The following is a 22242-nucleotide window of genomic DNA, read 5'->3' on the forward strand; positions in this document are numbered from 1 at the left end:
GAGATCGCAGCGGCGCGTAGCGAGGCTGCGACCGAGTCCGGCACCGCGGGCATTACTGTTAGCGCAATGCTCAACGACTCCCCGGCGCGCGACTTCTTCTCCCGCATCTTCCGCCCAATAGGCGAGGTGCTGGGAAAGGCCGGCGTGCACCCCAACGTCGTGACGATTGTCGGGACCCTGGGGTCGATCCTGGGTGCGCTGCTCCTCGTAGCGACCGGCTACTTCTTCGCCGGGTGCATGGTCATCACGTTTTTCGTCTTCCTCGACCTGCTCGACGGCGCGCTGGCGCGGTCGACCGGCAAGACGTCGAAGTTCGGCGCCGTACTCGACTCCACCGGTGACCGGCTCGCCGATGCGGCAATCTTCGGCGCGCTCGCTTTTTGGTTCGGTGCGACTACGCCGGACCGCCCGATGCTGATCGCGAGCCTGCTGTGTTTGGTCTTCGGCCAGGCCACGTCGTACGTCAAGGCCCGTGCTGAGGGCCTTGGGATTCCGTGCAACGTGGGAATCGCCGAGCGCGCCGAGCGGTTGATCATCGTGCTGGTCGGGATAGGGCTCGACGGACTGGGCGTGCCGTTCGTGCTCGCCGTTGCGCTATGGGTGTTGACCGCGATCTCGGCGTACACCGTGATGCAACGACTCCGAGAGGTTTACCGCCAGTCGGCCCTGCAGCTACGACAAGAGGAACAGCATTCGTGAGTTTTCTTGATATATCGGGGAAAATCAGCGATCTGAAGCCACGGCTCACCGATATGGGGTTTGCCGCGGCGTGGTACGCCGTACCGAAGGTGCCGGTCAAGTTTGCCGACCGCGTCACCAACGCGGTGTCCGCTCGGATCGCGTCACGGCCCGGGTCTTTGCAGCAGCTGCGGCTCAACCTCAGACAGGTCGTCGGGCCGGACATGCCTGAAACCGAGCTGGACGAGCTGGTACGACGCGGCATGCAGTCCTATGCGCGTTACTGGCGGGAAGTGTTTTCGGTGTTGTCCTGGGACTTCGATGACGTCATAGCGCGGACCGAAGTGACGGGCCTGGAAATCATGCGTGGCGAACTAGCCAAAGGCAAGGGCGTCGTGATCGCGCTGACCCACTCGGGCAACTGGGATACCGCGGCGATCCAGGTCGTGCGCGGGCTGCCGACCCAGATGAGCACCGTGGCCGAGCGGCTCAAGCCGGAGAGCCTGTTCACACGATTCAAGAAGTTCCGCGAAGCGCTCGGCATGGAGGTCGCGCCGCTGACCGGTGGGGAGATCCCGTCGACCGCCGTACTGCAACGGGCCCTTCGCGCCGGCCACACGATCACCCTGCTCGGGGACCGCGACATCGGCGGCAAGGGGATCGCGGTCGAGCTGTGCGGGCGGGCGACCACGATGCCGTCCGGCCCGGCGCTGATGGCGATCCAGACCGGCGCCGCGCTGGTGCCTCTCGAGCTGGGGTTTCGCCCGGACGGGTGGGCGATGACCTATCACGAGCCGATCGACATCCCGTCCGACGGGCGGCTCCGTGCCCGGGTGACCGCGGCGACGACGCAGCTCGCGGACGTGTTCACCGGGATAGTGCAGCGCAACCCGCAGGACTGGCACATGCTGCAGCCGATCTGGCCAGACCTGGTCGCCTGATGAACGCCGCGGTGCCCGGGCGCAAGCTGCGGATCGGGATGGTCTCGCCGTACTCATGGGATGTCCCCGGCGGCGTGCAGTACCACATCCGGGACCTCGCCGAGACGCTCATCGCACAAGGTCACCACGTCTCGGTGCTGACTCCGGTGCAGTACGACGGGCCGCTGCCGGCGTACGTCGTGGATGCCGGCCGGGCGCTGCCGATCAAGTACAACGGCTCGGTCGCACGGCTGCAGTTCGGACTGGTCTCTGCATCGCGGGTGCGCAGCTGGCTCAGCGACGGCGACTTCGACGTCGTCCACGTCCATGAACCGCAGGCGCCCAGTCTGTCGCTGCTGACTTGCATGGTCGCCACGGTGCCGATCGTGGCCACTGTGCACGCGGCGACCGAACGGTCCAAATGGCTCGCCGCTACGCAAGCGCTTCTGCAGCCGTTCCTGGAACGCATCACCGGCCGGATCGCGGTATCAGAGTTCGCGCGGCGACTCCAGGTCGAGCACCTCGGGGGCGACGCGATCGAGATCCCGAACGGCGTGTTCGTGCAGCATTTCGCCGACGCGAGCCCCCTGCCTGGATTCCCACGGGGCGGGCAGACGATCGGCTTCCTTGGCCGGTACGACGAACCGCGCAAGGGAATGGCGGTCACCCTCGCAGCGATGTCGCAGCTAGCGCGTGATCGTCCCGACTTGCGACTGGTCGTCGCGGGCCGAGGAGACGCCGAGGAGTTCCGCGCCGACCTGCCGGTCGACCTGATCGACCGGGTCGAGCTGCTCGGGCCGCTCAGTGAACCGGACAAGGCGCGGCTGTTCAAGTCGCTCGACGTGTACTGCGCGCCCAACCTCGGCGGGGAAAGCTTCGGCATCATCCTCATCGAGGCGATGGCAGCCGGTGCGCCGATCGTGGCCAGCAACCTCGACGCCTTCAACCGAGTGCTCGACGGTGGCCGCGGCGGCGTACTCACCGAAGTCGGCAACTCCCGCTCGCTCGCGGCCGGCCTGGCCACGGCGCTCGACGATAGAGAAGCGACGGCGCGCCGGGTCGCCGAGGCCAACCTGCTGGTGCAGCAGTACGACTGGTCGGTGGTCGCCAAACGCGTCCTCGGCGTCTACGAGACAGTCATCGGCTGATACGCCGCGTAATCGGTGACGGATGGCCGGACCCCAGTGACGGACGGGTGGGCCGTTAGGGTCTAGCGGTGACGTGGTTGTTTATAGGGCTCGCCGTGCTCGTGCTCATCGCGGTCTGGATTACCTGGACAGCAGGCCGAATAGACCGGCTCAATGCCCGCTGTGATGCAGCGTGGGCCCGTCTCGATGCGCAACTGGTACGCCGTTCCTCCGCCTTGCGCGCGCTCGCCGAGCAGACACCGGCACATCTGGGCGAGGACATTGCCGGCGGCGTACGCGAGGTCGTGCACGTGTCGATGACGGCCGAACGGGAAAGCCGCGCGGCGAGCGAAAACACGATTTCGGCGTACATCGCCGACCTGCCGACCGCGCAACGCGATCCCGAGCTCACGAGCGAGTTGTCTGACTCGTGTGAACGCGTGCGAATCGCCCGGACCTTCTACAACGACGCTGTTCGGGCCACCGCGGCGCTGCGTGGACAGTGGTTGGCGCGGACCTTGCGGCTCGGCCGACGTACGCCGGTGCCGCCGTACTTCGACATCAACGACGTGACGTAAGTCGCGAACAACTTCAGCGTAGAATCCTGGTATCTGATCACTGTGAATGCTCGCCGCGCCCCTGGTCGCGGCTCCTACAACCCCAAGCGAAGGTACGTCCGTGTCGAGCAACGAAACCAATAACGAACAAGCCACGCCCGAGGTCGGCACCGGCCGCGTCAAGCGCGGCATGGCCCAAATGCTGAAGGGCGGCGTCATCATGGACGTCGTTACCGCTGAGCAGGCCAAGATCGCCGAGGATGCCGGCGCGGTGGCAGTTATGGCGCTTGAGCGGGTTCCGGCCGACATTCGTGCGCAGGGCGGGGTATCGCGCGCCAGCGACCCGGACATGATTGACCGCATCATCGAGACCGTGTCGATCCCGGTGATGGCCAAGGCGCGCATCGGCCACTTCGTGGAGGCTCAGGTCCTCCAGTCGCTAGGTGTCGACTACATCGACGAGTCCGAGGTTCTTACCCCGGCCGACTACACCAACCACATCGATAAATGGGCCTTCACGGTGCCTTTCGTGTGCGGCGCGACCAACCTGGGCGAGGCGCTACGACGGATCACCGAAGGCGCCGCGATGATCCGCTCCAAGGGCGAGGCCGGCACGGGTGATGTGTCCAACGCGACCACTCATATGCGCAAGATCAACGGCGAGCTTCGTCGCCTTTCGAGCATGCGCGAGGACGAGCTGTACGTCGCTGCCAAGGAGCTGCAGGCGCCGTACGAGCTGGTCGCCGAGGTCGCCAAGGCCGGCAAGCTGCCCGTCGTACTGTTCACCGCCGGCGGCATCGCGACACCCGCGGACGCCGCGATGATGATGCAGCTGGGCGCCGATGGTGTGTTCGTCGGCTCGGGCATCTTCAAGTCCGGCAACCCCGAACAGCGTGCCGAGGCGATCGTCAAGGCCACCACCTTCTACGACGACCCGGACGTCATCGCCAAGGTCTCCCGTGGACTGGGCGAGGCCATGGTCGGCATCAACGTCGAAGAGATCCCGCAGCCGCACCGGCTCGCCGAGCGCGGCTGGTAGCGGACCACAGGCAACCGGACAGACCATCAGAGGAGTCGCCGTGATCAGCACGCGCCTGACCGGGCGCCGTGCGATCACGGCGGCTTTTTTACTAGTCCTGTTTGCTGCCTTGGCGTTGGCCGGATTCACCCAGCCCGCGCACGCCGACAGTGGCGACAAGATCTCCAAGTACGACATCAGCTACGTCGTCGAGCCCGACGGCACAGTGCAGGTCAAGGAGACGATCGACTACGAGTTCTCCGGCGGCAGCCGCCATGGGATCTACCGCAACCTAGCGATACGCGGCCCGTATCCCGGTAACGACAACAAGGACCGCGAGTACCAGATCGACAACTTCGCAGTGTCGAGCCCAACGGGAGCATCGACGGCGTTCAAGAAGACGGTCACGCAGTCCGATGGCGGGCGGTCAGCGACAGCGCAATATCAGATCGGCAGCGCCAATCAGTATGTCGACAGCGCCGAGACCTATGTGTTGACCTACGACATCAAGGGCGCGCTCAACCCGCAGAAAAACGCTGATACGGAGTTCTTCTGGAACGCCACCGGCAACGGATGGGACGCGCAGATCAACAACGTGTCGATCGACGTCACCGTGCCGGGCGGCCCTCAGAAGATCAAGTGCGTGCAGGGTCCGCAAGGATCCACCCAAGCGTGCGAGACGGCGGAGGTGCAAGGCGACAAGGCCGTGTTCTTCGCCGCCGGAGGCGACTCGTCTGCGTCGTACGGCGTGACCTTTGACGTGGCGATCAACCCGAGCAAGGTCGACGCGACGCCGATCCTCGTCGACCGTGCCACATGGTTGAACCAACACGGCTTCACGCTGACCAACGGCATCATCGGCGCGATCGGGGTCATCCTGGTCGGTGTGTTCGGCGCGCGGACCTCCCGGCGGATGCGCGATCAGCGTTTCACCGGCGTACCGCCTGGCGTCGTACCGTCCAAACGTGAGCTCGCAGCCGGAGGTGGCATCGGCGTCATCACCGACAAGGGCGACATTCACCCGCCGGTCGCGTTCTCGCCGCCCAAGGGGATGTCGCCGGCCGAGGCCGCGGAGCTGATGGGTGGCAACACGGCCTCGGAGGCGCTGCCCGCCACGGTTCTGGACCTCGCATATCGCGGCGTGATCCGCATTCACGAAGATCCGACCAACGGCAGTGAGCCGGGCTATATCGAGCTGGTCGATGCCTCGAAGGCGACCGCCGCACACGAGAGACTGCTTGTCGACGGGATGTTTCCCTACGGCAACCCGGGCGAGGTCTGTCAGCTCAGCGCGCCGACAGCGGGTGAGCCCAATAAGTTCTACGACGGCTATGTGGCGATGAACGGTGCGGTCCGGACGACCGTTCTCGACCAGAAGCTCTACCGCCCGAATGACCGCTACACCCGCAAGAGCATCCGCGGGCTCGGCGTATTCCTTCTTGCGGCCGGGATCATCGGCAGTATCTGGGCGAGCAGTGCGCACCCCACTCTCGTGCTCTGGCTCGTCGCGGCCGCGGTCGCGGGCGTCGTACTGCTGGCCATTGCCACGAAGGCCAAGGGGTCGGGGCTCACGGCGACCGGACGGGCGAGGCTCGACCAGATTGAAGGGTTCCGGACCTACCTGGGCACGGCGGAGGCAGACCAGCTGCGGTTCGAGGAAGGCGAGGACATCTTCTCGCGCTACTTGCCATGGGCGGTCATCTTCGACATGACCGAACGCTGGTCGAAGATCTGCGCGACCCTCATCGAGCAAGGCCGTATCCCGGCCCAGCCAGACTGGTACATCGGCAACTACAGCGGCTTCATGGCTATTGCGATGATCTCGTCGCTGAACTCGTCGATCAGCCAGGCGGCCGCGCCACCTCCAAGCGTCAATTCCGGCGGCGGTGGCGGCGGATTCGGTGGCGGCAGCGGTTTCGGCGGCGGCGGCTTCTCCGGTGGGGGCGGCGGTGGCGGTGGCGGCGGCTCCTGGTAGTCGACTCCATCCACGATCCGCGATTTCGTCCCGCCGACCTGGCAACTGCATACACATGTGCCGTTGTGCATCGCCGATGACGAGTTCGTGCTGTCAAATAGTACAAATGTGCGGCTCACCGGTGACGGATGGCGGGCTTTTCGTGACGGATGGCGGGACATTCGTGACGGATGGCGATAGCGGGTCGTGGGGTGCCGGACCGAAATGAGAAACTTAGGAGTTCCCATCCACCGCATCGGGCTGGAGTTATGAGCGAGCCAACTATCGGCGTACTCGCCCTACAAGGCGACATACGCGAACACGTCGCGATCCTCACTGCGCTAGGCGCGCACCCTCGCCCGGTACGCCGTCCCGAGGAGCTTGACGGCCTCGACGGAATCCTGCTGCCGGGCGGGGAGTCCACCACGATCGACCGGTTGGCCCGCATCTTCGGTTTGATGGATCCGTTGCGAATGGCGATCAAGAGCGGCCTGCCGGCGTACGGTTCGTGCGCCGGGATGATCTTGTTGGCCGATCGGATCGAGGACGGCATGGCCGACCAGCAGACCATCGGCGGGATCGACATGGTCGTACGCCGCAACGCCTTTGGCCGTCAGGTGGACTCGTTCGAGGCGCAAGTCCGCATCGCGCAGATCGGCGAACCGGACTTCCATGCGGTGTTCATCCGGGCGCCTTGGGTAGAGTCGGTGTCCGACGACGTCGAGGTACTCGGAAAAGTCGAGACCGGCGAGGCTGCCGGTAGAATCGTCGCGGTCCGGCACGGCAACCTCATTGCCACGTCGTTCCATCCCGAGTTGACCGACGATCACCGTGTGCACGGTTATTTCGTCGACCTGGCGCGTGAGTACGCACTTGACCGTAAGGAGCATTCGCAATGAGCGGCCACAGTAAATGGGCTACCACCAAGCACAAGAAGGCCGTCATCGACGCGAAGCGCGGCAAGCTATTTGCCAAGCTCGTCAAGAACATTGAGGTAGCCGCGCGCGTCGGCGGCGGCGACCCGGACGGCAACCCGACGCTGTTCGATGCCATTCAGAAGGCGAAGAAAACCTCGGTCCCCAACGACAACATTGAGCGAGCGCGCAAGCGCGGCGCGGGTGAGGAAGCCGGCGGCTCAGACTGGCAGAACATCACCTACGAGGGTTACGGCCCGGCCGGAGTGGCGATGCTGATCGAGTGCCTCACCGACAACAAGAACCGCGCGGCCACCGAGGTGCGCACCTCGATGACGCGCAATGGCGGCCAGATGGCCGATCCTGGGTCGGTGGCCTACATGTTCACCCGCAAGGGCGTTGTCATCGTGCCGAAGGGTGACCTGTCCGAAGATGACCTGCTCGAGGTCGTGCTGGAGGCCGGCGCCGAGGAGATCAACGACCTCGGGGAGTCCTTCGAGATCGTCAGTGACGCACCGGACCTCGTAGCGGTGCGTACCGCGCTGCAGAAGTCGGACATCGACTACGACTCCGCGGACTCGTCGTTCCTCCCCAGCGTCAGCGTCCCGCTCGACGAGCAGAGCGCGCCGAAGGTCTTCAAGCTCATCGACGCGCTCGAGGACAGTGACGACGTACAAAACGTCTACGCCAACTTCGACGTCTCGGACGAGGTCATGGCGGCGATCTCCGAAGAGTAGGCCGACCGCCCGGCGTGTTGCGCGCGCCTTGTCGGGGTGAGCAGATACGGTGAATCTCGAACACGTGTTCGCGGAGCGCGGCAACCGCGGTCCGCACTCAACCAGTCTCGAGAATCGGAGTTGCGGCGCATGCGGGTGCTCGGTATCGATCCCGGTCTGACCCGGTGCGGTGTCGGAATCGTCGAGGGCAGTCCCGGCAAGCCGCTGACTCCGGTCTTCCACGGTGTGATCCGTACCGCCGCGAGCGCCCACATCGGCGAGCGGCTCGACGAAATCGCGCAGCTGCTGGCCGACTATATTCGTGCCTACCGCCCGGACGCGATCGCCGTTGAACGAGTCTTCAGCCAGGTCAACGTGTCGACCGTCATGGGTACGGCGCAGGCGTCGGGAGTCGCGATTCTCGTTGGGGCACAAGCGAAGTTGCCGCTCTCGACATACACCCCGAGCGAGGTCAAGGCGGCGGTGAGTGGCTCGGGACGGGCAGACAAGAAGCAGGTGCAGACAATGGTGGCGCGGATTCTGCGAATGTCGGAGCTACCTAAACCGGCGGATGCCGCCGACGCGCTTGCCATCGCGTGCTGTCATATTTGGCGCGGTGGCGCCAAAGCAAAGTTTGACGCCGCCGTCATCGCGGCGAAAGCAGGGATACGCCAATGATCGCGTCATTGACCGGCAAGGTCCGTTCGCTCGGCCCCCAATCTGTCGTCCTCGAGGTCGGTGGCGTCGGCATGTTGGTGCAATGCGCCCCGGGGACTCTCGCGCGCCTTCGGATAGGGGAGACCGGTGCCTTGGCGACCAGCCTCGTCGTACGCGAGGACTCGCTGACGCTCTACGGGTTCGGTGACGACGACGAGCGGGTGCTGTTCGAGCTGCTGCTGTCGGCGAACGGTGTCGGGCCGAAGGTCGCCCAGGCAATCCTCGCCACGCACCCGGCCCGAGAGGTACGCCGAGCGATCGCGACGGCCGACCACGCCGTACTGACCCAGGTGCCGGGCATCGGCAAGAAGGGCGCCGAACGAATCGTGATCGAGCTGCGCGACAAGGTCGGGTCACTTGCCGATGACGGCTCGCCGCAGCTTCAGATTGCCCCCGCCGCGCCGTGGCGTGACCAACTGCACAGTGCCCTTGTCGGGCTGGGCTGGTCGGGCAAAGAGGCAGACGAGGCGCTGTTGCTCGTCGAGCCGGAGGCCGCTGTCGCTATCGAGACCGACGGCCGGGTCGAGGTTGCGGTGCTGTTGCGCTCGGCGCTGCGGATGCTCGGCCGCCCATGACGTACGACGAGCACGAGTCCGACGAGGAGGTCGTCTCGCCGTACCAGGTTGGCGAAGACCGCGACGTCGAGACCTCGTTGCGACCGAAGTCGCTGACCGAGTTCGTCGGCCAGGTGCGGGTGCGCGACCAGCTCGGCGTCGTACTCGAGAGTGCGAAGCGCCGCGACCAGGCGCCTGATCACATATTGCTCTCCGGGCCGCCGGGGTTAGGCAAGACCAGCCTCGCATTCATCATCGCGCTGGAGCTCGGCGCGTCGATCAGGGTCACCAGCGGTCCGGCCATCGAGCGAGCCGGAGATTTGGCGGCGATGCTGTCCAACCTCGCCGAGGGCGACGTGCTGTTCATCGACGAGATTCACCGGATCGCGCGTCCCGCCGAGGAGATGCTCTACGTCGCGATGGAGGACTTCCGGGTCGACGTCGTCGTCGGTAAAGGTCCCGGTGCTACGGCGATCCCGCTCGACGTCGCCCCGTTCACGCTGGTCGGCGCGACGACCCGCTCGGGTCTGCTTACCGGTCCGCTGCGCGACCGTTTCGGGTTTACCGCGCATATGGACTTTTACAGTAAAGACGAGCTTGTGCGGGTGCTTCACCGAAGCGCGCGGCTACTCGAGATCGATCTCACAGACGAGGGCGCCGACGAAATTGGCCGGCGCTCCCGGGGTACGCCGCGGATCGCCAACCGGCTGCTGCGTCGGGCACGCGACTTCGCCCAGGTGCGGGCCAACGGCGTACTGACCCGCGAGGTGTGCCGGGCCGCGCTGGCCGTCTATGACATCGACGAGATCGGGCTGGACCGGCTCGACAAGCTGGTGCTCGAGGCGCTGGTCAATGGCTTCGCCGGGGGACCGGTCGGCGTGTCGACACTCGCTATTGCGGTGGGCGAGGAGTCGCAGACGATCGAAGAGGTGGTCGAGCCGTTTTTGGTGCGGGCCGGCTTGCTCGCGCGCACCCAACGCGGCCGGATCGCGACCGAAAGCGCGTGGCAACATCTCGGCTTAACGCCACCCACTGGAAGATAGTCGGGTGATTTGCTTGGTTCTGGCGTAATCTAGACTGTGCTGTCGCCTCGCCCTAGTCAGCTCTGCAAGATTCAGCACCACAACCTGGCGCGTTAGCGCGCCGTGGCGAGGCCCAAGACTGGCTCGCCATGCGCAGCCCGCCACATACTCAGCTTTAAGGATTTCACTCGTGCCCGTTCTCGCCGCTCAACAAAGTTCCGGCTTCGGTTCCGTACCGATGCTGATCATCATTGCCGTGCTGTTCGGCGGACTCATCTACATGCAGGTTCGCGCTCGCAAGAGGATGGCCGCCAAGCAGGCCGCGATGGTCTCCGATCTCGCGATCGGTAGCAAGGTCGTGATGATCAGCGGCCTCAAGGGCACCGTCGCAGGAGTGAGCAAGGACGAGGTCGAGGTCGAAATCGCGCCGGGCGTTATATCCACCTTCGTCACGAAGGCGATCGGTAGCATCGAAAACCCTAGCAACGCGGCCGACGATATCGCCGTCGACCGCACGAACCAGACCCCTGGCGACGACATCATCGGATCCGGCAAGTCCGATCCAGAATCGCCGATCACTGAGAACTGAGCCTGAATTGGCCGCGTCAAACAAAGACTGAGTCGATCACGCTTTAGTCGTCACCCCTTGGAGAACGATCTGTAGTGGCACGCCCATCTGGATACATGCCGGTTGCCAGGTATTTCATATCGTTCGCCTTGTTGCTTGCGGTCATTTACGCTGCGTTCCTGTTCGGCGGCAAAGGGCTCACCCCGAAGTTAGGTCTTGACCTGCAAGGCGGCACTACCGTCACGTTGCGGGCGCTGACGAGCAAGGGAAACGCGCCCAGCGCCCAAGACCTCAACGTGGCCCGACAGATCATCCAAAACCGAGTCAACGGGCTCGGCGTGACCTCGGCCGAAGTGACCACCGAGGGCGATCGCAATATCGTGATCTCGATTCCAGGCGCCGGCAGCGAAGAGGCCAAGCAACTCGGCCAGACCGCCCTGCTCGAGCTGCGTCCTGTCGTACAGGCCGTCGGCAAGAGCGCACCAGGACAAAGCGCGGCCAACCCTAAGGGCACGACGGCAACCGACAAAGTCGTGACGGTCAACCAGGGCGCGGCGACCCCCGAGGAAGCCGCAACCATAGCGACCACCCTCGACTGCTCGGCGACCAACCTCGCCCCGCCGCCGCCTGCCAAGCAGTACATGGCGGCGTGCGGCGCCGACGGTACGACGTACGTCCTCGGCCCGGTCATCATCAAGGGCACGAGCATTAAGGACGCGTCCTCCAGCTTCGATACCCAGGGCGGTCAGGGCTGGCAGGTCAGCCTCGACTTCAACAACGCCGGCTCGGCGATCTGGTCGAAGTACACCGCGGAAAACATCGGCAAGAACGTCGCCTTCGTACTCGACCAGAAGATCCTGTCGGCGCCGACGATCAACTCGGCCATCCCGGGTACCACGAGCATCACGGGCAGTTTTACCAAAAAGAGCGCAGGCGACCTGGCCAACTCGCTGAAGTTTGGTGCCCTGCCGCTGAACTTCACCCAGTCCGAAGCGCAGACGATCTCCGCGACACTCGGCCTCGCCTCCCTTGAGGCCGGTCTGATCGCCGGTGCCATCGGCTTGGCGCTCGTCATCCTCTACTGCCTGCTGTACTACCGGCTGCTGGGAATCGTCACGATTCTCAGCTTGGCGCTGTCCGCGGCGGTCATCTACCCGATTCTGGTACTGCTCGGCCGCGGGATCGGGTTGACCTTGTCGCTGTCCGGAATTGCCGGCTTTATCGTCGCCATCGGTATTACCGCGGACTCGTTTGTCGTCTACTTCGAAAGAATCAAAGACGAGGTCATGGATGGGCGGTCGACCAAGTCCGCCGTGCCTCGAGCGTGGGTCCGCGCGCGTCGTACCATTCTGTCCGCCGACGCCGTCAGCTTCCTCGCCGCGGCGATTCTCTACTTCCTCACCGTGGGAGAGGTCAAGGGGTTCGCCTTCACGCTGGGCCTCTCAACCGTTCTCGACCTCATCGTCGTGTTCCTGTTCACTCACCCGCTGGTGTCGTGGCTGTCTCGGTTCCGGTGGTTCGCCTCGCCGACGTTCTCCGGTCTCGGCCGCAATGTGCGGCACAGCAGGACCCATGAGGCCGAGTCGCGGGCCAAAAAGGCCGCTAAGGCGAAGCGCGCGGCCAGCAAGAATGCGGTCGGCAAGAATGACGTGGAACCGCCGGACGAGGACCCCGACGACGACTCGGTCACCCCGACCTTGAGCGACGGCAAATCCGATACAACCGTTGGCGCCAGCGCCAAGGAACGCGCCGCCGCCCGCCGCGCGGCGCTTTCGGCGAAGGAGTCCTAGACCGTGGCCGACGAAACCGCACCCGACGAAACCGTCCCCGAGGAAGTCGATTTCCCCGACAACGCGAAACCCGAAGAGACGACGCCAGAAGAACCGGAATCGGAACAGACCGTAGCCGCGGCAGCGGTTGCGAGTCAGAAGCAGGCCAAGAAGCGGAACGGCTTTGGGCACCGCCTGTATACCGGTGAGGCCGGCTTCCACTTCGTCGAGAATCGCAAGCGCTTCTACTATGTGTCGATCGCGCTGGTCTTGGCCAGCCTCGCGCTGTTCGTGTTCAAGGGACTCAACTTCGGGATCGACTTCGCCGGCGGTAACACCTTCCAGGTACCCGGCAAGGCATCGGAGGTCTCGGCCGCGAAGAGCGTCGTACAAAAGGGCCTTGACGCGGCGACGAAACAGGCCAAGGCAGACGCCAAGGACCCTGGTTCGGTCGCGCCTGCCGAGCTTGCGACGGCGCAGGTTGTCGGCACCGGCAACAACACCTCCATCCTGATTAAGACCACGTCCGTCTCGCCACCGGCGGCGACCGCGATCTCCAACTCGCTTGCCGCCGCATTCGAATCTGACATCAAGGCGCGCCTGGCGGCCGCCGGTACGCCGGTCACCACCCAGTCGATTCAGGCGCAGGTCAGCAACAACGCGATCGACGCCACGTGGGGTAGCGACGTCTCACGCAAGGCGGTGATCGCGCTGCTGGTGTTCCTCGTCGCGGTGTCCATATTCTTGCGGATCCGTTACCGGATGGGGCTGGTCGTCGGTGCCCTTGTCGCGCTCCTGCACGACCTTGTCGTGACGGCCGGCATCTATGCCCTCGTTGGCTTCGAGGTCACTCCGGCGACCGTGATCGGATTGCTCACCATCCTCGGGTTCTCGCTCTATGACACGGTCGTGGTGTTCGACAAGGTCGACGAAAACACCCGCGGACTGTCCGGCGGCTCCCGGATGACGTTCTCGGAAGGCACGAACCTCGCGATCAACCAGACGCTCATGCGCTCGATCAACACGACGGTCATCTCGCTGCTGCCGGTGGCGGCACTGCTATTCGTCGGTGCCGGGCTGCTCGGCGCGGGCACCCTCAAGGACCTCGCGCTGGTGCTCTTGATCGGTATGGCCGCGGGCGCGTACTCCTCGATCTTTCTTGCCGCCCCGATCGCGTGCGACATCACCGAACGGCGACCGGAATATCGCGAACTGGCCAAGCGGGTGAAGAACCGCGAAAACAAGGACGCCAAGAAGGCCGAGAAGGTCGCGTCCAGCGGGGACTCGGTAAACGACGCGGAAGTGATGCGGGTGCGACAAGTCGTGACCGCCGGTGTTGGCGCCAAGCCAAAGCCCGGCGCGAAGCCACTCGTCGGGAAGCCATCGGCGCGGCCGGTGGCAGCGGCGAAGGCCGCGACTCCTGCCAAGGCTGCTAGCCCGGCCAAGAAGGCCGCGGCGCCCGCCAAGAAGGCCGCGGCGCCCGCTAAGAAGGCTGCGACTCCTGCCAAGGCTGCTAGCCCGGCCAAGAAGTCCGCGGCGCCCGCCAAAAGCGACGAGGCGCCCGCACCGGCCGCAGGCGAACCCACCAGAGCGGCGCGAACGCCGCGGCGTACCTCGGTAATCTCGCAACGGAAACCAGCACGAGAGTCGGATCCATCGGATTCTTCGGCTACGACAAGTGGCAACGATTCCGGCACCGAGCCCGCGCCAGGCGACAAACCACAGCGAAAGTCAGGACGCAAATGACGGGATTGACCGACCAGAACGAGATCACCTCAGTCGTCAGCACGCACGTGCTGGAGACACCGGACTTTCCGAGTGAGGGTGTGCTGTTCCGGGACTTCACCCCGTTATTTTGCGACGGCAGTGCCTTCGCTCGAGTCGTCGATCTGATCGCCGAGCAGGTAACGGCCAAGGGCGGCGTCGACCTGGTCGCCGGCATCGAGGCCCGCGGCTTTCTGCTGTGCGCGGCCATCGGCTACAAACTCGGCGCAGGCGTCGTACCGATCCGGAAGGCCGGCAAGCTGCCGGCACCGACGGTGACGGAGAGCTATGCACTGGAGTACGCCGAGGCAACGATTGAGATCGGTCCGCACGCGGTCAACAAGGGTGATCGCGTGCTGCTCGTCGATGATGTCCTGGCGACCGGCGGCACCATGGTCGCGGCCGCGACGCTGATGCGCAAACTCGGCGCGGAGGTCGTCGATTCTTGGGTGCTGCTTGAGATCGAGGCACTTGGCGGCGCGAAGGCCATGCAGGCGGCCGATCTGACGTTCAACACGGCGATGACAGTCTAGGCATCGCCCTAGCGCGCCACCCGCGCCGTACTCCCGCTGCGGGAGTACAGCGAGCAGTCATAAGATTGATCCCCGCGGCAATGTCGAAAGGGGGTGGACGATGAGTCCCGAAGAGAAGGCCAAGACCGACGCCGACGCCGTACCGGCCGGCGTAGAGAAGACGGCCCCGGCAATCCCTAAGCCCGGCCCGCCCGGCGTACCGGCGACGGTAATGGCCGCCGCCTCGAGCACCGGCACGTCCACTCAGGCACCCGGCCATAGCCGCCGACGTCGGGTACGTCAGCGCATCGTGCGCGCGTTTGCGCCGGGTCCGCGTGGGTCCGGCGTGTCCTCGGTCCTCGAACCGCTCGTCACCTCGCACCGGGCGCATCATCCCGATGCGGACCTGGCACTGCTGCAGCGCGCGTACGACACTGCCGACCACTACCACGAAGGACAGATGCGGCGGTCCGGCGACCGCTACATCACCCACCCGCTCGCCGTTGCAGTTATTCTCGCTGACCTCGGCATGGACACGACCACGATCGTTGCGGGGCTGCTGCACGACACCGTCGAGGACACCGGATACACCCTCGAGTCGTTGCGTGGTGACTTCGGTGACGAGGTGGCGCATCTGGTCGACGGCGTCACCAAACTCGACAAGGTCACCTACGGCCAGGCCGCGCAGGCCGAGACCATCCGCAAGATGCTCATCGCCATGGCCAAGGACCCTCGAGTGCTGGTCATCAAACTATGCGACCGCTTGCACAACATGCGCACGCTGCGCCACCTGCCGCCGGCCAAACAGGAGAAGAAGGCGCGCGAGACTCTCGAGGTGCTCGCGCCGTTGGCTCATCGGCTGGGCATGAACACCGTGAAGTGGGAACTCGAGGACCTCGCGTTCGCGACGCTGCATCCCAAGCGGTACGACGAGATCGCCCGAATGGTCGCCGAACGCACGCCGTCGCGTGACAGCTTTCTGGGCGCGTTCATGGACGAGGTGCGCACCAAGCTCAAAGAAGCCGGTATCCAGGCCGAGGTCACCGGGCGCCCGAAGCACTACTACTCGATCTACCAGAAAATGGTGGTGCGTGGACGCGAGTTCACGGATATCTACGACCTGGTCGGGATTCGTGTCATGGTCGACAGCGTCAACGACTGCTACGCCGCGCTGGGCTTGATCCATGCGACGTGGACGCCGATGCCGGGCCGGTTCAAGGACTACATCGCGACGCCGAAGTACAACATGTACTCCTCCCTGCACACGACGATGATCGGTCCCAACGGCAAACCAGTCGAGTTGCAGATCCGTACCCATGAGATGCACCGCATCGCCGAGTATGGGATCGCGGCGCACTGGCGCTATAAGAGCAACGGCAAGTCCTCCGGCCACCAGCCGCCGAAGTCCGCCGCCAATGGCGCCGATGACATGCAGTGGGTGCGGCACCTACTGGAGTGGCAGGGCGAGACCAAAGAGTCCGGCGAATTCCTCGAGACACTGCGCCACGACCTCAGTGCCGGCGAGGTGTTTGCCTTCACCCCCAACGGGTCGGTGATCCATCTGCCCGGAGGCGCGACGCCGGTCGACTTCGCATACGCGGTCCACACCGAGGTCGGTCACCACTGTGTCGGCTCGCGGGTCAACGGCGCACTCGTACCGCTCGACAGCACGCTGTCCAACGGCGATGTCGTGGAGATCTTGACCTCGAAGTCCGAAACGGCCGGACCGTCTCGGGACTGGTTGCAGTTCGTCGCGGCGCCACGTTCACGCACGAAGATTCGGCACTGGTTCGCCCGCGAACGACGTGAAGATGCCATTGAGCATGGCAAGGAGGCGCTGACTCGCGCGATGCGCAAGGCCGGCCTGCCGCTGCAGAAGATCCTGTCTGGCCGGCAGATCGAGGATCTCGCGACCGAACTCGACTACGCCGACGTCAACGCGATGTTCGCGGCGATCGGTGAAAACCACGTCAGCTCGACCAATATCGTGGCGAAACTCGTGGGCTTGATGTCTGCCGATACGGCGCCGGCCGAGGCGCCCGAGGAGATCGAGATCAAGCCGCGCCGGTCTACCGCGCGACGTGACTCCACCGGCGTGGGCGTCACGGTCAAGGGTCACAAGGACATCTGGGTCAAACTGGCGCGATGTTGTACGCCGGTGCCCGGTGACAAGATTCTCGGCTTCATCACGCGCGGTGGCACGGTCAGCGTGCACCGCGAGGACTGCACCAACAGCAAGGCGCTGAAAAACGAGCCAGAACGGCTGATCGACGTCGAGTGGGACGCCGGCAGTACGGCGATATTCCTCGTCGCGATCCAGGTCGAGGCGCTTGACCGGCAGGGGCTGCTCTCGGACATGACCCGCGTCATCTCTGACGAGAAGGTCAATATTCTGTCCGCCAATATCCATCTCGGGCGGGACCGGATCGCGATCAGCCGGTTCACTTTCGAGCTCGCCGAGGCCAAGCACCTGGTCAACGTGCTTCACCGGGTGCGCACCGTCGACGGGGTTTACGACGCGTACCGCGTCACCGACTGACCGTCCGCAAGCTCGTATTCCTCGCTCTGCGCAGAGGCCTACTCTTTCGCGATTGAGGTGATCGTTATCGGCAGTTTGGGCTTGCCATCTCCGTCGCCATTGCTGTTGTCCGAACCCGCATCCGCGACTTTTTGTACGACGTCCAGACCCGAAGTCACTTCACCGACCAGGCTGTAGTCGGTGCCGAGCGCCCCGCTGCAGGACTCGTAACAGATGAAGAACTGGCTGCCGGTCGTGCCTTTAGACCCGCTGTTGGCCATCGCGATCGACCCCTTCGGGTACGGGTCGCTCTTGGTCGGGGGTTCCTCGTCGTACGAGTAGCCGGGGCCGCCGGTGCCGGTGCCGGTCGGATCGCCGCACTGCAAGACCTTCAGTTGCGAGGTCGTCAGTCGGTGGCACGGAGAGTTGTCGTAGAAGTTGGTGGTAACCAGGTGATCCCAGCTGTTGACAGCGCAGGGTGCGAGGGCGCGGTCGAGGGTGAACTGCATGTCACCCTGGCTGGTGGTGACCTTGAGCTTGATCTTGCCCGACGTCGCCGGGGTGGTGTCCTTCGGCGCGCCCGGTCCCCCTTGGCTCGTCGCACTGGCGACATAATGACACTTGCCCGCCGCCGCAGCGTTGCTGTCGTCCTTGGTATTGGCGACCACGATCCATACGCCGAGCGCAACGACGACAACGGCACCGATGACCGACATGAGGATGGTCTGTTTCCGGCGTTGTGCGGCAAGTTCCTCGCGACGTTGCAGCTGGCGTTCGAGTTTGCGATGAGCGGCGTCGCGGCGTTGCTTGCTGGTGGACACAGTTCTCCTCTTCGGGGCCCTCCTAGGGCGCGGTCGCACGACAGTCTACCGACCGCTGTCTGCGCACCTCGGGAGGTCATCGGGGAGTGAACCGAGGTTCGGACGTAAATCACTACAGGCGGGTCGGTAGCCTTGACGAGTGTTACTTACCGGATTTCCTGCTGGCGCCTTCCAGACCAACTGTTACGTACTCGCTTCCGAAGCGGGCGCGGAGTGCATCGTCGTCGATCCAGGCATGGACGCGATGCCCGGGCTGACCGAGCTGCTCAAAGAGCACAGGCTCAAACCTGTCGCGATCGCTCTTACGCACGCGCACCTCGACCACACCTGGTCGGTCACGCCCCTCGTCGACGGATACGACATGGTCCCTTACCTCCACGGCGACGATGCCGAGATGGCCGCCGACCCGCTTGCTTGGCATGGTCAGGGCATCGCGCAGATGCTTGGCGGCAAGGAACCACCCACGTTCGACACCTTCGAAGAGCTCAAGGATGGTACGACGATCGATATTGTCGGCGTACAGCTGACCGCGCGGCACACACCCGGCCACACCCAAGGCTCGGTGGTGTTCCAGTTCGAGCATCCCGACGCGCAGGTCGTGCTCTCCGGCGACACGCTGTTCCAAGGCTCGGTCGGCCGCAGCGACGGCCCGGGTGGATCGCACGAGACGCTGATGGACTCCATCGAGCGGGTCTGCCTGCCGATGGACGACGCGACCGTCGTACTGCCCGGCCATGGACCGCAGACGACGATCGGCGCCGAACGCCGTACCAACCCGTTCGTGCTCGAAAGGCTCGCGGGGCGCGGCTAACACCCTCAATAATTCCGAAAGGTCTACATGTCCCGCATTACCCGGCTGACGGGTTTTCCCGAATGGCTGCCGCGCGAACGAGTCGTCGAGCAACACGTGCTCGACACGCTGCGGCAGACGTTCGAACTGCACGGATTCAGCGGCATCGAGACACGAGCCGTCGAGCACGTGGACTTCTTGCTGCGCAAGGGCGAGATCGACAAAGAGGTCTACGCCGTACGTCGGGTGCACGCCGACGAGCGAGATCACGATCAGCTGGCGCTGCATTTCGACCTGACCGTGCCGTTTGCGCGTTACGTCCTGGAGAATGCCGGCAAGCTCGAGTTTCCGTTCAAGCGTTACCAGATCCAGAAGGTCTGGCGCGGAGAACGCCCACAGAACGGCAGGTTCCGCGAATTTATCCAGGCCGATATCGATGTCGTTGATCGGGACACACTGTCGTCGACCTTCGAAGTCGAACTACCGCTGGTGATCGCGGACGCGTTTGCCGCCCTCGACCTCGGTCAGGCGCGGATGCACGTCAACAACCGCAAGCTGGCCGAAGGGTTCTATCGCGGCATCGACATCGACGACGCCGCCGCAGTGTTCCGCCATATAGACAAGCTCGACAAGATCGGCCCCGACAAGGTCGCTGACCTCCTCGCGGCGGACGGATTGACTGCGGAGCAAGCGAAGCAGTGTCTCGCGTTAGCCTCCATCAGCGCGACCGACGAGTCGTTCGTCGATCAAGTGCGCGCCCTCGGCGTACAGGGTGACCTGCTCGATGAGGGTCTCGAGGAACTTGCTCGAGTAGTCACCGCGGCGGCCGAGGACGCGCCGGGATTCCTCGTGGCCGACCTCAAGATCGCCCGCGGACTCGACTACTACACCGGTACCGTCTACGAGACGGTGCTGGCGGGGCACGAGGCGCTTGGCTCGATCTGCTCCGGCGGTCGCTACGACAAGCTCGCATCCGACGGCAAGACGACGTACCCAGGCGTTGGGCTCTCAATCGGGGTCAGCCGGCTGGTGAGCCGGCTGATCGGCGAGCAGATGGTGACCGCCACCCGCGGCGTACCAACCGCCGTACTGGTCGCCGTGACCGATGAGGAACGTCGTCGAGACAGCGACCGAGTCGCGAAGTCGTTACGCAGCAGGCAGATACCGACCGAAGTCTCGCCAAGCGCTGCGAAGTTCGGCAAGCAGATCAAGTACGCCGATCGGCGCGGCATCCCTTTCGTGTGGTTCGTCGGAGACGACGGCGCGCACGAGATCAAAGACATTCGCAGCGGCGAACAGATCGCCGCTGACCCCGAGACCTGGACGCCATCCGAGGCCGATCGTCTCGTCGCCGTTATTCAAAAGGAGCAATCGTGATTCGCACGCACCTCGCTGGCAGCCTCAACGCACAGACCAGCGGCCAGACCGTCGCGCTCGCCGGATGGGTGTCGCGGCGGCGTGATCACGGCGGCGTCATCTTCATCGACCTGCGTGACTCAAGCGGCGTCGCGCAAATCGTCTTCCGCGAGGGTGATATGGCCGCGCAAGCGCACAAGCTGCGCTCCGAATTCTGCATCGCGGTCACCGGCGTCGTAGAAAAGCGCCCAGAGGGCAACGAAAACCCTGAGCTTCCGACGGGGGAGATCGAGGTGTACGTCGACCAGCTGACGGTGCTCAACGAGTCCGCGGCGCTCCCGTTCCAGGTCGATGGACAGGGTTCGGGCGAGGTCGGCGAAGAGACCCGACTGAAGTATCGCTACCTTGACCTGCGTCGGGAGCGTCCCGCGGCCGCACTTCGCTTACGCAGCAAGGTAAACAAGGCTGCCCGCGACCTGCTCGCCGATCGGGACTTCGTCGAGATCGAGACGCCCACGCTGACTCGCTCGACTCCTGAAGGCGCGCGCGACTTCCTTGTGCCGGCCAGGTTGTCGCCAGGATCGTGGTACGCGTTGCCGCAGAGCCCGCAGCTGTTCAAGCAGCTGCTGATGGTCTCTGGCATGGAGCGTTACTTCCAGATTGCCCGCTGCTACCGCGACGAGGACTTCCGCGCCGACCGCCAGCCGGAGTTCACGCAGCTCGATATCGAGATGAGCTTCGTCGACCAAGAAGACGTGATCGAGCTCGGCGAGGCAGTAGTCAAGGCGCTGTGGAGCCTGATCGGGCACGAGTTGCCGACGCCGTTGCCGCGGATCACGTACGACGATGCGATGCGCCGCTATGGATCGGACAAACCCGATCTACGTTGCGATCTAGAGCTGACCGAGTGCACCGACTACTTCAAGGACACGCCGTTCCGGGTCTTCCAGGCGCCGTACGTCGGGGCCGTGGTGATGCCGGGCGGCGCCTCGCAGGCACGGCGGGCGCTCGACGCGTGGCAGGACTGGGCCAAACAGCGTGGTGCTAAAGGCCTTGCCTACGTTCTTGTCGCCGAGGACGGCGAGCTGACCGGTCCCGTCGCAAAGAACTTGTCAGACGCTGAACGCGCCGGACTGGCCGCGCACGTTGGAGCGAAGCGCGGCGACTGCGTCTTCTTCGGTGCCGGAGCGGTGAAGTCGACCCGTGAGCTGCTGGGCGCCGCGCGGCTGGAGATCGCTCGCCGCTGTGGCCTCATCGACGAGTCGGCGTGGTCGTTCCTCTGGGTCGTCGACGCGCCGATGTTCGAGCTTGCCTCCGAGACCGACGATGTGGCGGTCGGCTCCGGCAAATGGACCGCCGTACATCACGCCTTCACCTCGCCCAAGCCGGAGTTTCTCGATACATTTGACACCGACCCGGGCAGCGCGCTGGCGTACGCATACGACATCGTCTGCAATGGCAACGAGATCGGCGGTGGTTCGATTCGTATCCACCGCCGCGACGTACAAGAGCGCGTCTTCGAGATCATGGGTCTCACCGAGGCGGAGGCGCAAGAGAAGTTCGGCTTCCTGCTCGACGCGTTCGCGTACGGCGCCCCGCCGCATGGCGGCATCGCCTTCGGCTGGGATCGCATTGTCTCGCTGCTGCACGGATCGGACTCGATCCGCGACGTGATCGCGTTTCCGAAGTCCGGGGGCGGATACGACGCGCTCACGCAGGCGCCGGCGCCGATCACCGCGCAGCAGCGCAAGGAAGCCGGCGTGGACGCCAAGCCCGAGGCCGCCCAGCCCAAGTCCTAGCGACGATCCGCGGGAGGTTGCGCGATGATCCGCGTGAAGTTGCCAAACGATCCTCGGGAAGTTGCCTAACGATCCGGGGAAGTTGCCTGACGATCCGTCATGAACGCGCCGAACGTCCGATCATCCATCGTACATTTGTGCCAATCTGCAGCAAAGTCTTACGGGACC

At 64.7% G+C, this 22242-nt stretch carries 20 protein-coding genes; 19 read left to right on the plus strand and 1 reads right to left on the minus strand.

The features are described 5' to 3' along the window. Window positions 1-66: 66 nt before the first annotated feature. From pgsA to CLV47_RS15835, 16 genes are all read left to right on the plus strand, one after another. Window positions 67-699, plus strand: a complete 633-nt coding sequence (gene pgsA, locus CLV47_RS15760) for a phosphatidylinositol phosphate synthase (protein WP_106350022.1) — start codon at window positions 67-69, stop codon at window positions 697-699. Next, window positions 696-1619, plus strand: coding sequence for a phosphatidylinositol mannoside acyltransferase (locus CLV47_RS15765; RefSeq protein ID WP_170111110.1), 924 nt, complete (start codon window positions 696-698; stop codon window positions 1617-1619). The genes pgsA and CLV47_RS15765 overlap by 4 nt, the downstream gene beginning before the upstream one ends. After that, window positions 1619-2746, plus strand: coding sequence for a glycosyltransferase family 4 protein (locus CLV47_RS15770; protein ID WP_238145465.1), 1128 nt, complete (start codon window positions 1619-1621; stop codon window positions 2744-2746). The genes CLV47_RS15765 and CLV47_RS15770 overlap by 1 nt, the downstream gene beginning before the upstream one ends. A 68-nt stretch (window positions 2747-2814) precedes the next feature. Then, the gene (locus CLV47_RS15775) at window positions 2815-3303 is read left to right on the plus strand and encodes a LemA family protein (RefSeq protein WP_146135405.1); all 489 of its coding nucleotides are present in this window, start codon (window positions 2815-2817) and stop codon (window positions 3301-3303) included. 100 nt (window positions 3304-3403) lie between these two features. Next, on the plus strand, window positions 3404-4321 hold the full coding sequence (pdxS, locus tag CLV47_RS15780; protein WP_170111111.1) for a pyridoxal 5'-phosphate synthase lyase subunit PdxS: 918 nt from the start codon (window positions 3404-3406) through the stop codon (window positions 4319-4321). A 40-nt stretch (window positions 4322-4361) separates the two neighbouring features. Continuing rightward, on the plus strand, window positions 4362-6275 hold the full coding sequence (locus CLV47_RS22240) for a DUF2207 domain-containing protein (protein WP_177557557.1): 1914 nt from the start codon (window positions 4362-4364) through the stop codon (window positions 6273-6275). 248 nt (window positions 6276-6523) lie between these two features. Then, entirely contained in the window at window positions 6524-7153 is a 630-nt protein-coding gene (gene pdxT / locus CLV47_RS15790) for a pyridoxal 5'-phosphate synthase glutaminase subunit PdxT (RefSeq protein ID WP_106350026.1), read from the plus strand. After that, the gene (locus CLV47_RS15795) at window positions 7150-7905 is read left to right on the plus strand and encodes a YebC/PmpR family DNA-binding transcriptional regulator (protein WP_106350027.1); all 756 of its coding nucleotides are present in this window, start codon (window positions 7150-7152) and stop codon (window positions 7903-7905) included. Before pdxT ends, CLV47_RS15795 begins: the two co-directional genes overlap by 4 nt. 129 nt (window positions 7906-8034) lie before the next feature. Next, window positions 8035-8562: a crossover junction endodeoxyribonuclease RuvC gene (gene ruvC / locus CLV47_RS15800; RefSeq protein WP_106350028.1), complete on the plus strand. Its 528-nt coding sequence runs from the start codon at window positions 8035-8037 to the stop codon at window positions 8560-8562. Then, window positions 8559-9176, plus strand: a complete 618-nt coding sequence (gene ruvA / locus CLV47_RS15805) for a Holliday junction branch migration protein RuvA (RefSeq protein ID WP_106350029.1) — start codon at window positions 8559-8561, stop codon at window positions 9174-9176. Before ruvC ends, ruvA begins: the two co-directional genes overlap by 4 nt. Next, the gene (gene ruvB, locus CLV47_RS15810; RefSeq protein ID WP_106350030.1) at window positions 9173-10198 is read left to right on the plus strand and encodes a Holliday junction branch migration DNA helicase RuvB; all 1026 of its coding nucleotides are present in this window, start codon (window positions 9173-9175) and stop codon (window positions 10196-10198) included. Before ruvA ends, ruvB begins: the two co-directional genes overlap by 4 nt. 169 nt (window positions 10199-10367) lie before the next feature. Further along, complete coding sequence (yajC, locus tag CLV47_RS15815; protein ID WP_146135406.1) at window positions 10368-10766, plus strand: preprotein translocase subunit YajC; 399 nt, start codon at window positions 10368-10370, stop codon at window positions 10764-10766. 74 nt (window positions 10767-10840) lie between these two features. Continuing rightward, window positions 10841-12535: a protein translocase subunit SecD gene (secD, locus tag CLV47_RS15820; protein ID WP_238145466.1), complete on the plus strand. Its 1695-nt coding sequence runs from the start codon at window positions 10841-10843 to the stop codon at window positions 12533-12535. Between the two features lie 3 nt (window positions 12536-12538). Continuing rightward, window positions 12539-14260 (plus strand): protein translocase subunit SecF, encoded by a 1722-nt coding sequence (gene secF, locus CLV47_RS15825; protein WP_106350033.1) that lies wholly within the window; start codon window positions 12539-12541, stop codon window positions 14258-14260. Continuing rightward, window positions 14257-14811, plus strand: a complete 555-nt coding sequence (locus CLV47_RS15830) for an adenine phosphoribosyltransferase (protein ID WP_106350034.1) — start codon at window positions 14257-14259, stop codon at window positions 14809-14811. Before secF ends, CLV47_RS15830 begins: the two co-directional genes overlap by 4 nt. A 100-nt stretch (window positions 14812-14911) precedes the next feature. Next, window positions 14912-17329 carry a RelA/SpoT family protein gene (locus CLV47_RS15835; RefSeq protein WP_106350035.1) on the plus strand — a complete coding sequence of 806 codons (2418 nt, stop codon included), beginning with the start codon at window positions 14912-14914 and terminating at the stop codon, window positions 17327-17329. A 38-nt stretch (window positions 17330-17367) separates the two neighbouring features. Here the strand turns inward: CLV47_RS15835 and CLV47_RS22530 are convergent, their stop codons facing one another. Continuing rightward, window positions 17368-18129, minus strand: coding sequence for a peptidylprolyl isomerase (locus tag CLV47_RS22530; protein WP_106350036.1), 762 nt, complete (start codon window positions 18127-18129; stop codon window positions 17368-17370). Window positions 18130-18268: 139 nt separating this feature from the next. Between CLV47_RS22530 and CLV47_RS15845 the strand changes: the two genes are divergently transcribed. Genes CLV47_RS15845 through aspS form a run of 3 tightly spaced genes read left to right on the plus strand, consistent with a single transcriptional unit; the run spans window position 18269 to window position 22074 of the window. Next, on the plus strand, window positions 18269-18940 hold the full coding sequence (locus CLV47_RS15845; protein ID WP_106350037.1) for an MBL fold metallo-hydrolase: 672 nt from the start codon (window positions 18269-18271) through the stop codon (window positions 18938-18940). Between the two features lie 27 nt (window positions 18941-18967). Then, a complete protein-coding gene (gene hisS / locus CLV47_RS15850; RefSeq protein WP_106350038.1) occupies window positions 18968-20296 on the plus strand; it encodes a histidine--tRNA ligase in 1329 nt (442 codons plus the stop codon). After that, complete coding sequence (aspS, locus tag CLV47_RS15855; RefSeq protein WP_106350039.1) at window positions 20293-22074, plus strand: aspartate--tRNA ligase; 1782 nt, start codon at window positions 20293-20295, stop codon at window positions 22072-22074. Before hisS ends, aspS begins: the two co-directional genes overlap by 4 nt. Window positions 22075-22242: the final 168 nt, after the last annotated feature.

This window comes from Antricoccus suffuscus, from assembly GCF_003003235.1.
Classification (GTDB): Bacteria; Actinomycetota; Actinomycetes; order Mycobacteriales; family Antricoccaceae; genus Antricoccus; species Antricoccus suffuscus.

Bases quoted from the DNA above. Each gene is read 5' to 3' on its own strand.
- pgsA (WP_106350022.1), top strand. From the start codon at position 67: ATGCTCAACGACTCCCCGGCGCGCGACTTCTTCTCCCGCATCTTCCGC.
- CLV47_RS15770 (WP_238145465.1), top strand. From the start codon at position 1,619: ATGAACGCCGCGGTGCCCGGGCGCAAGCTGCGGATCGGGATGGTCTCG.
- pdxT (WP_106350026.1), top strand. From the start codon at position 6,524: ATGAGCGAGCCAACTATCGGCGTACTCGCCCTACAAGGCGACATACGC.
- CLV47_RS15795 (WP_106350027.1), top strand. From the start codon at position 7,150: ATGAGCGGCCACAGTAAATGGGCTACCACCAAGCACAAGAAGGCCGTC.
- ruvC (WP_106350028.1), top strand. From the start codon at position 8,035: ATGCGGGTGCTCGGTATCGATCCCGGTCTGACCCGGTGCGGTGTCGGA.
- ruvA (WP_106350029.1), top strand. From the start codon at position 8,559: ATGATCGCGTCATTGACCGGCAAGGTCCGTTCGCTCGGCCCCCAATCT.
- ruvB (WP_106350030.1), top strand. From the start codon at position 9,173: ATGACGTACGACGAGCACGAGTCCGACGAGGAGGTCGTCTCGCCGTAC.
- CLV47_RS15830 (WP_106350034.1), top strand. From the start codon at position 14,257: ATGACGGGATTGACCGACCAGAACGAGATCACCTCAGTCGTCAGCACG.
- CLV47_RS15835 (WP_106350035.1), top strand. From the start codon at position 14,912: ATGAGTCCCGAAGAGAAGGCCAAGACCGACGCCGACGCCGTACCGGCC.
- hisS (WP_106350038.1), top strand. From the start codon at position 18,968: ATGTCCCGCATTACCCGGCTGACGGGTTTTCCCGAATGGCTGCCGCGC.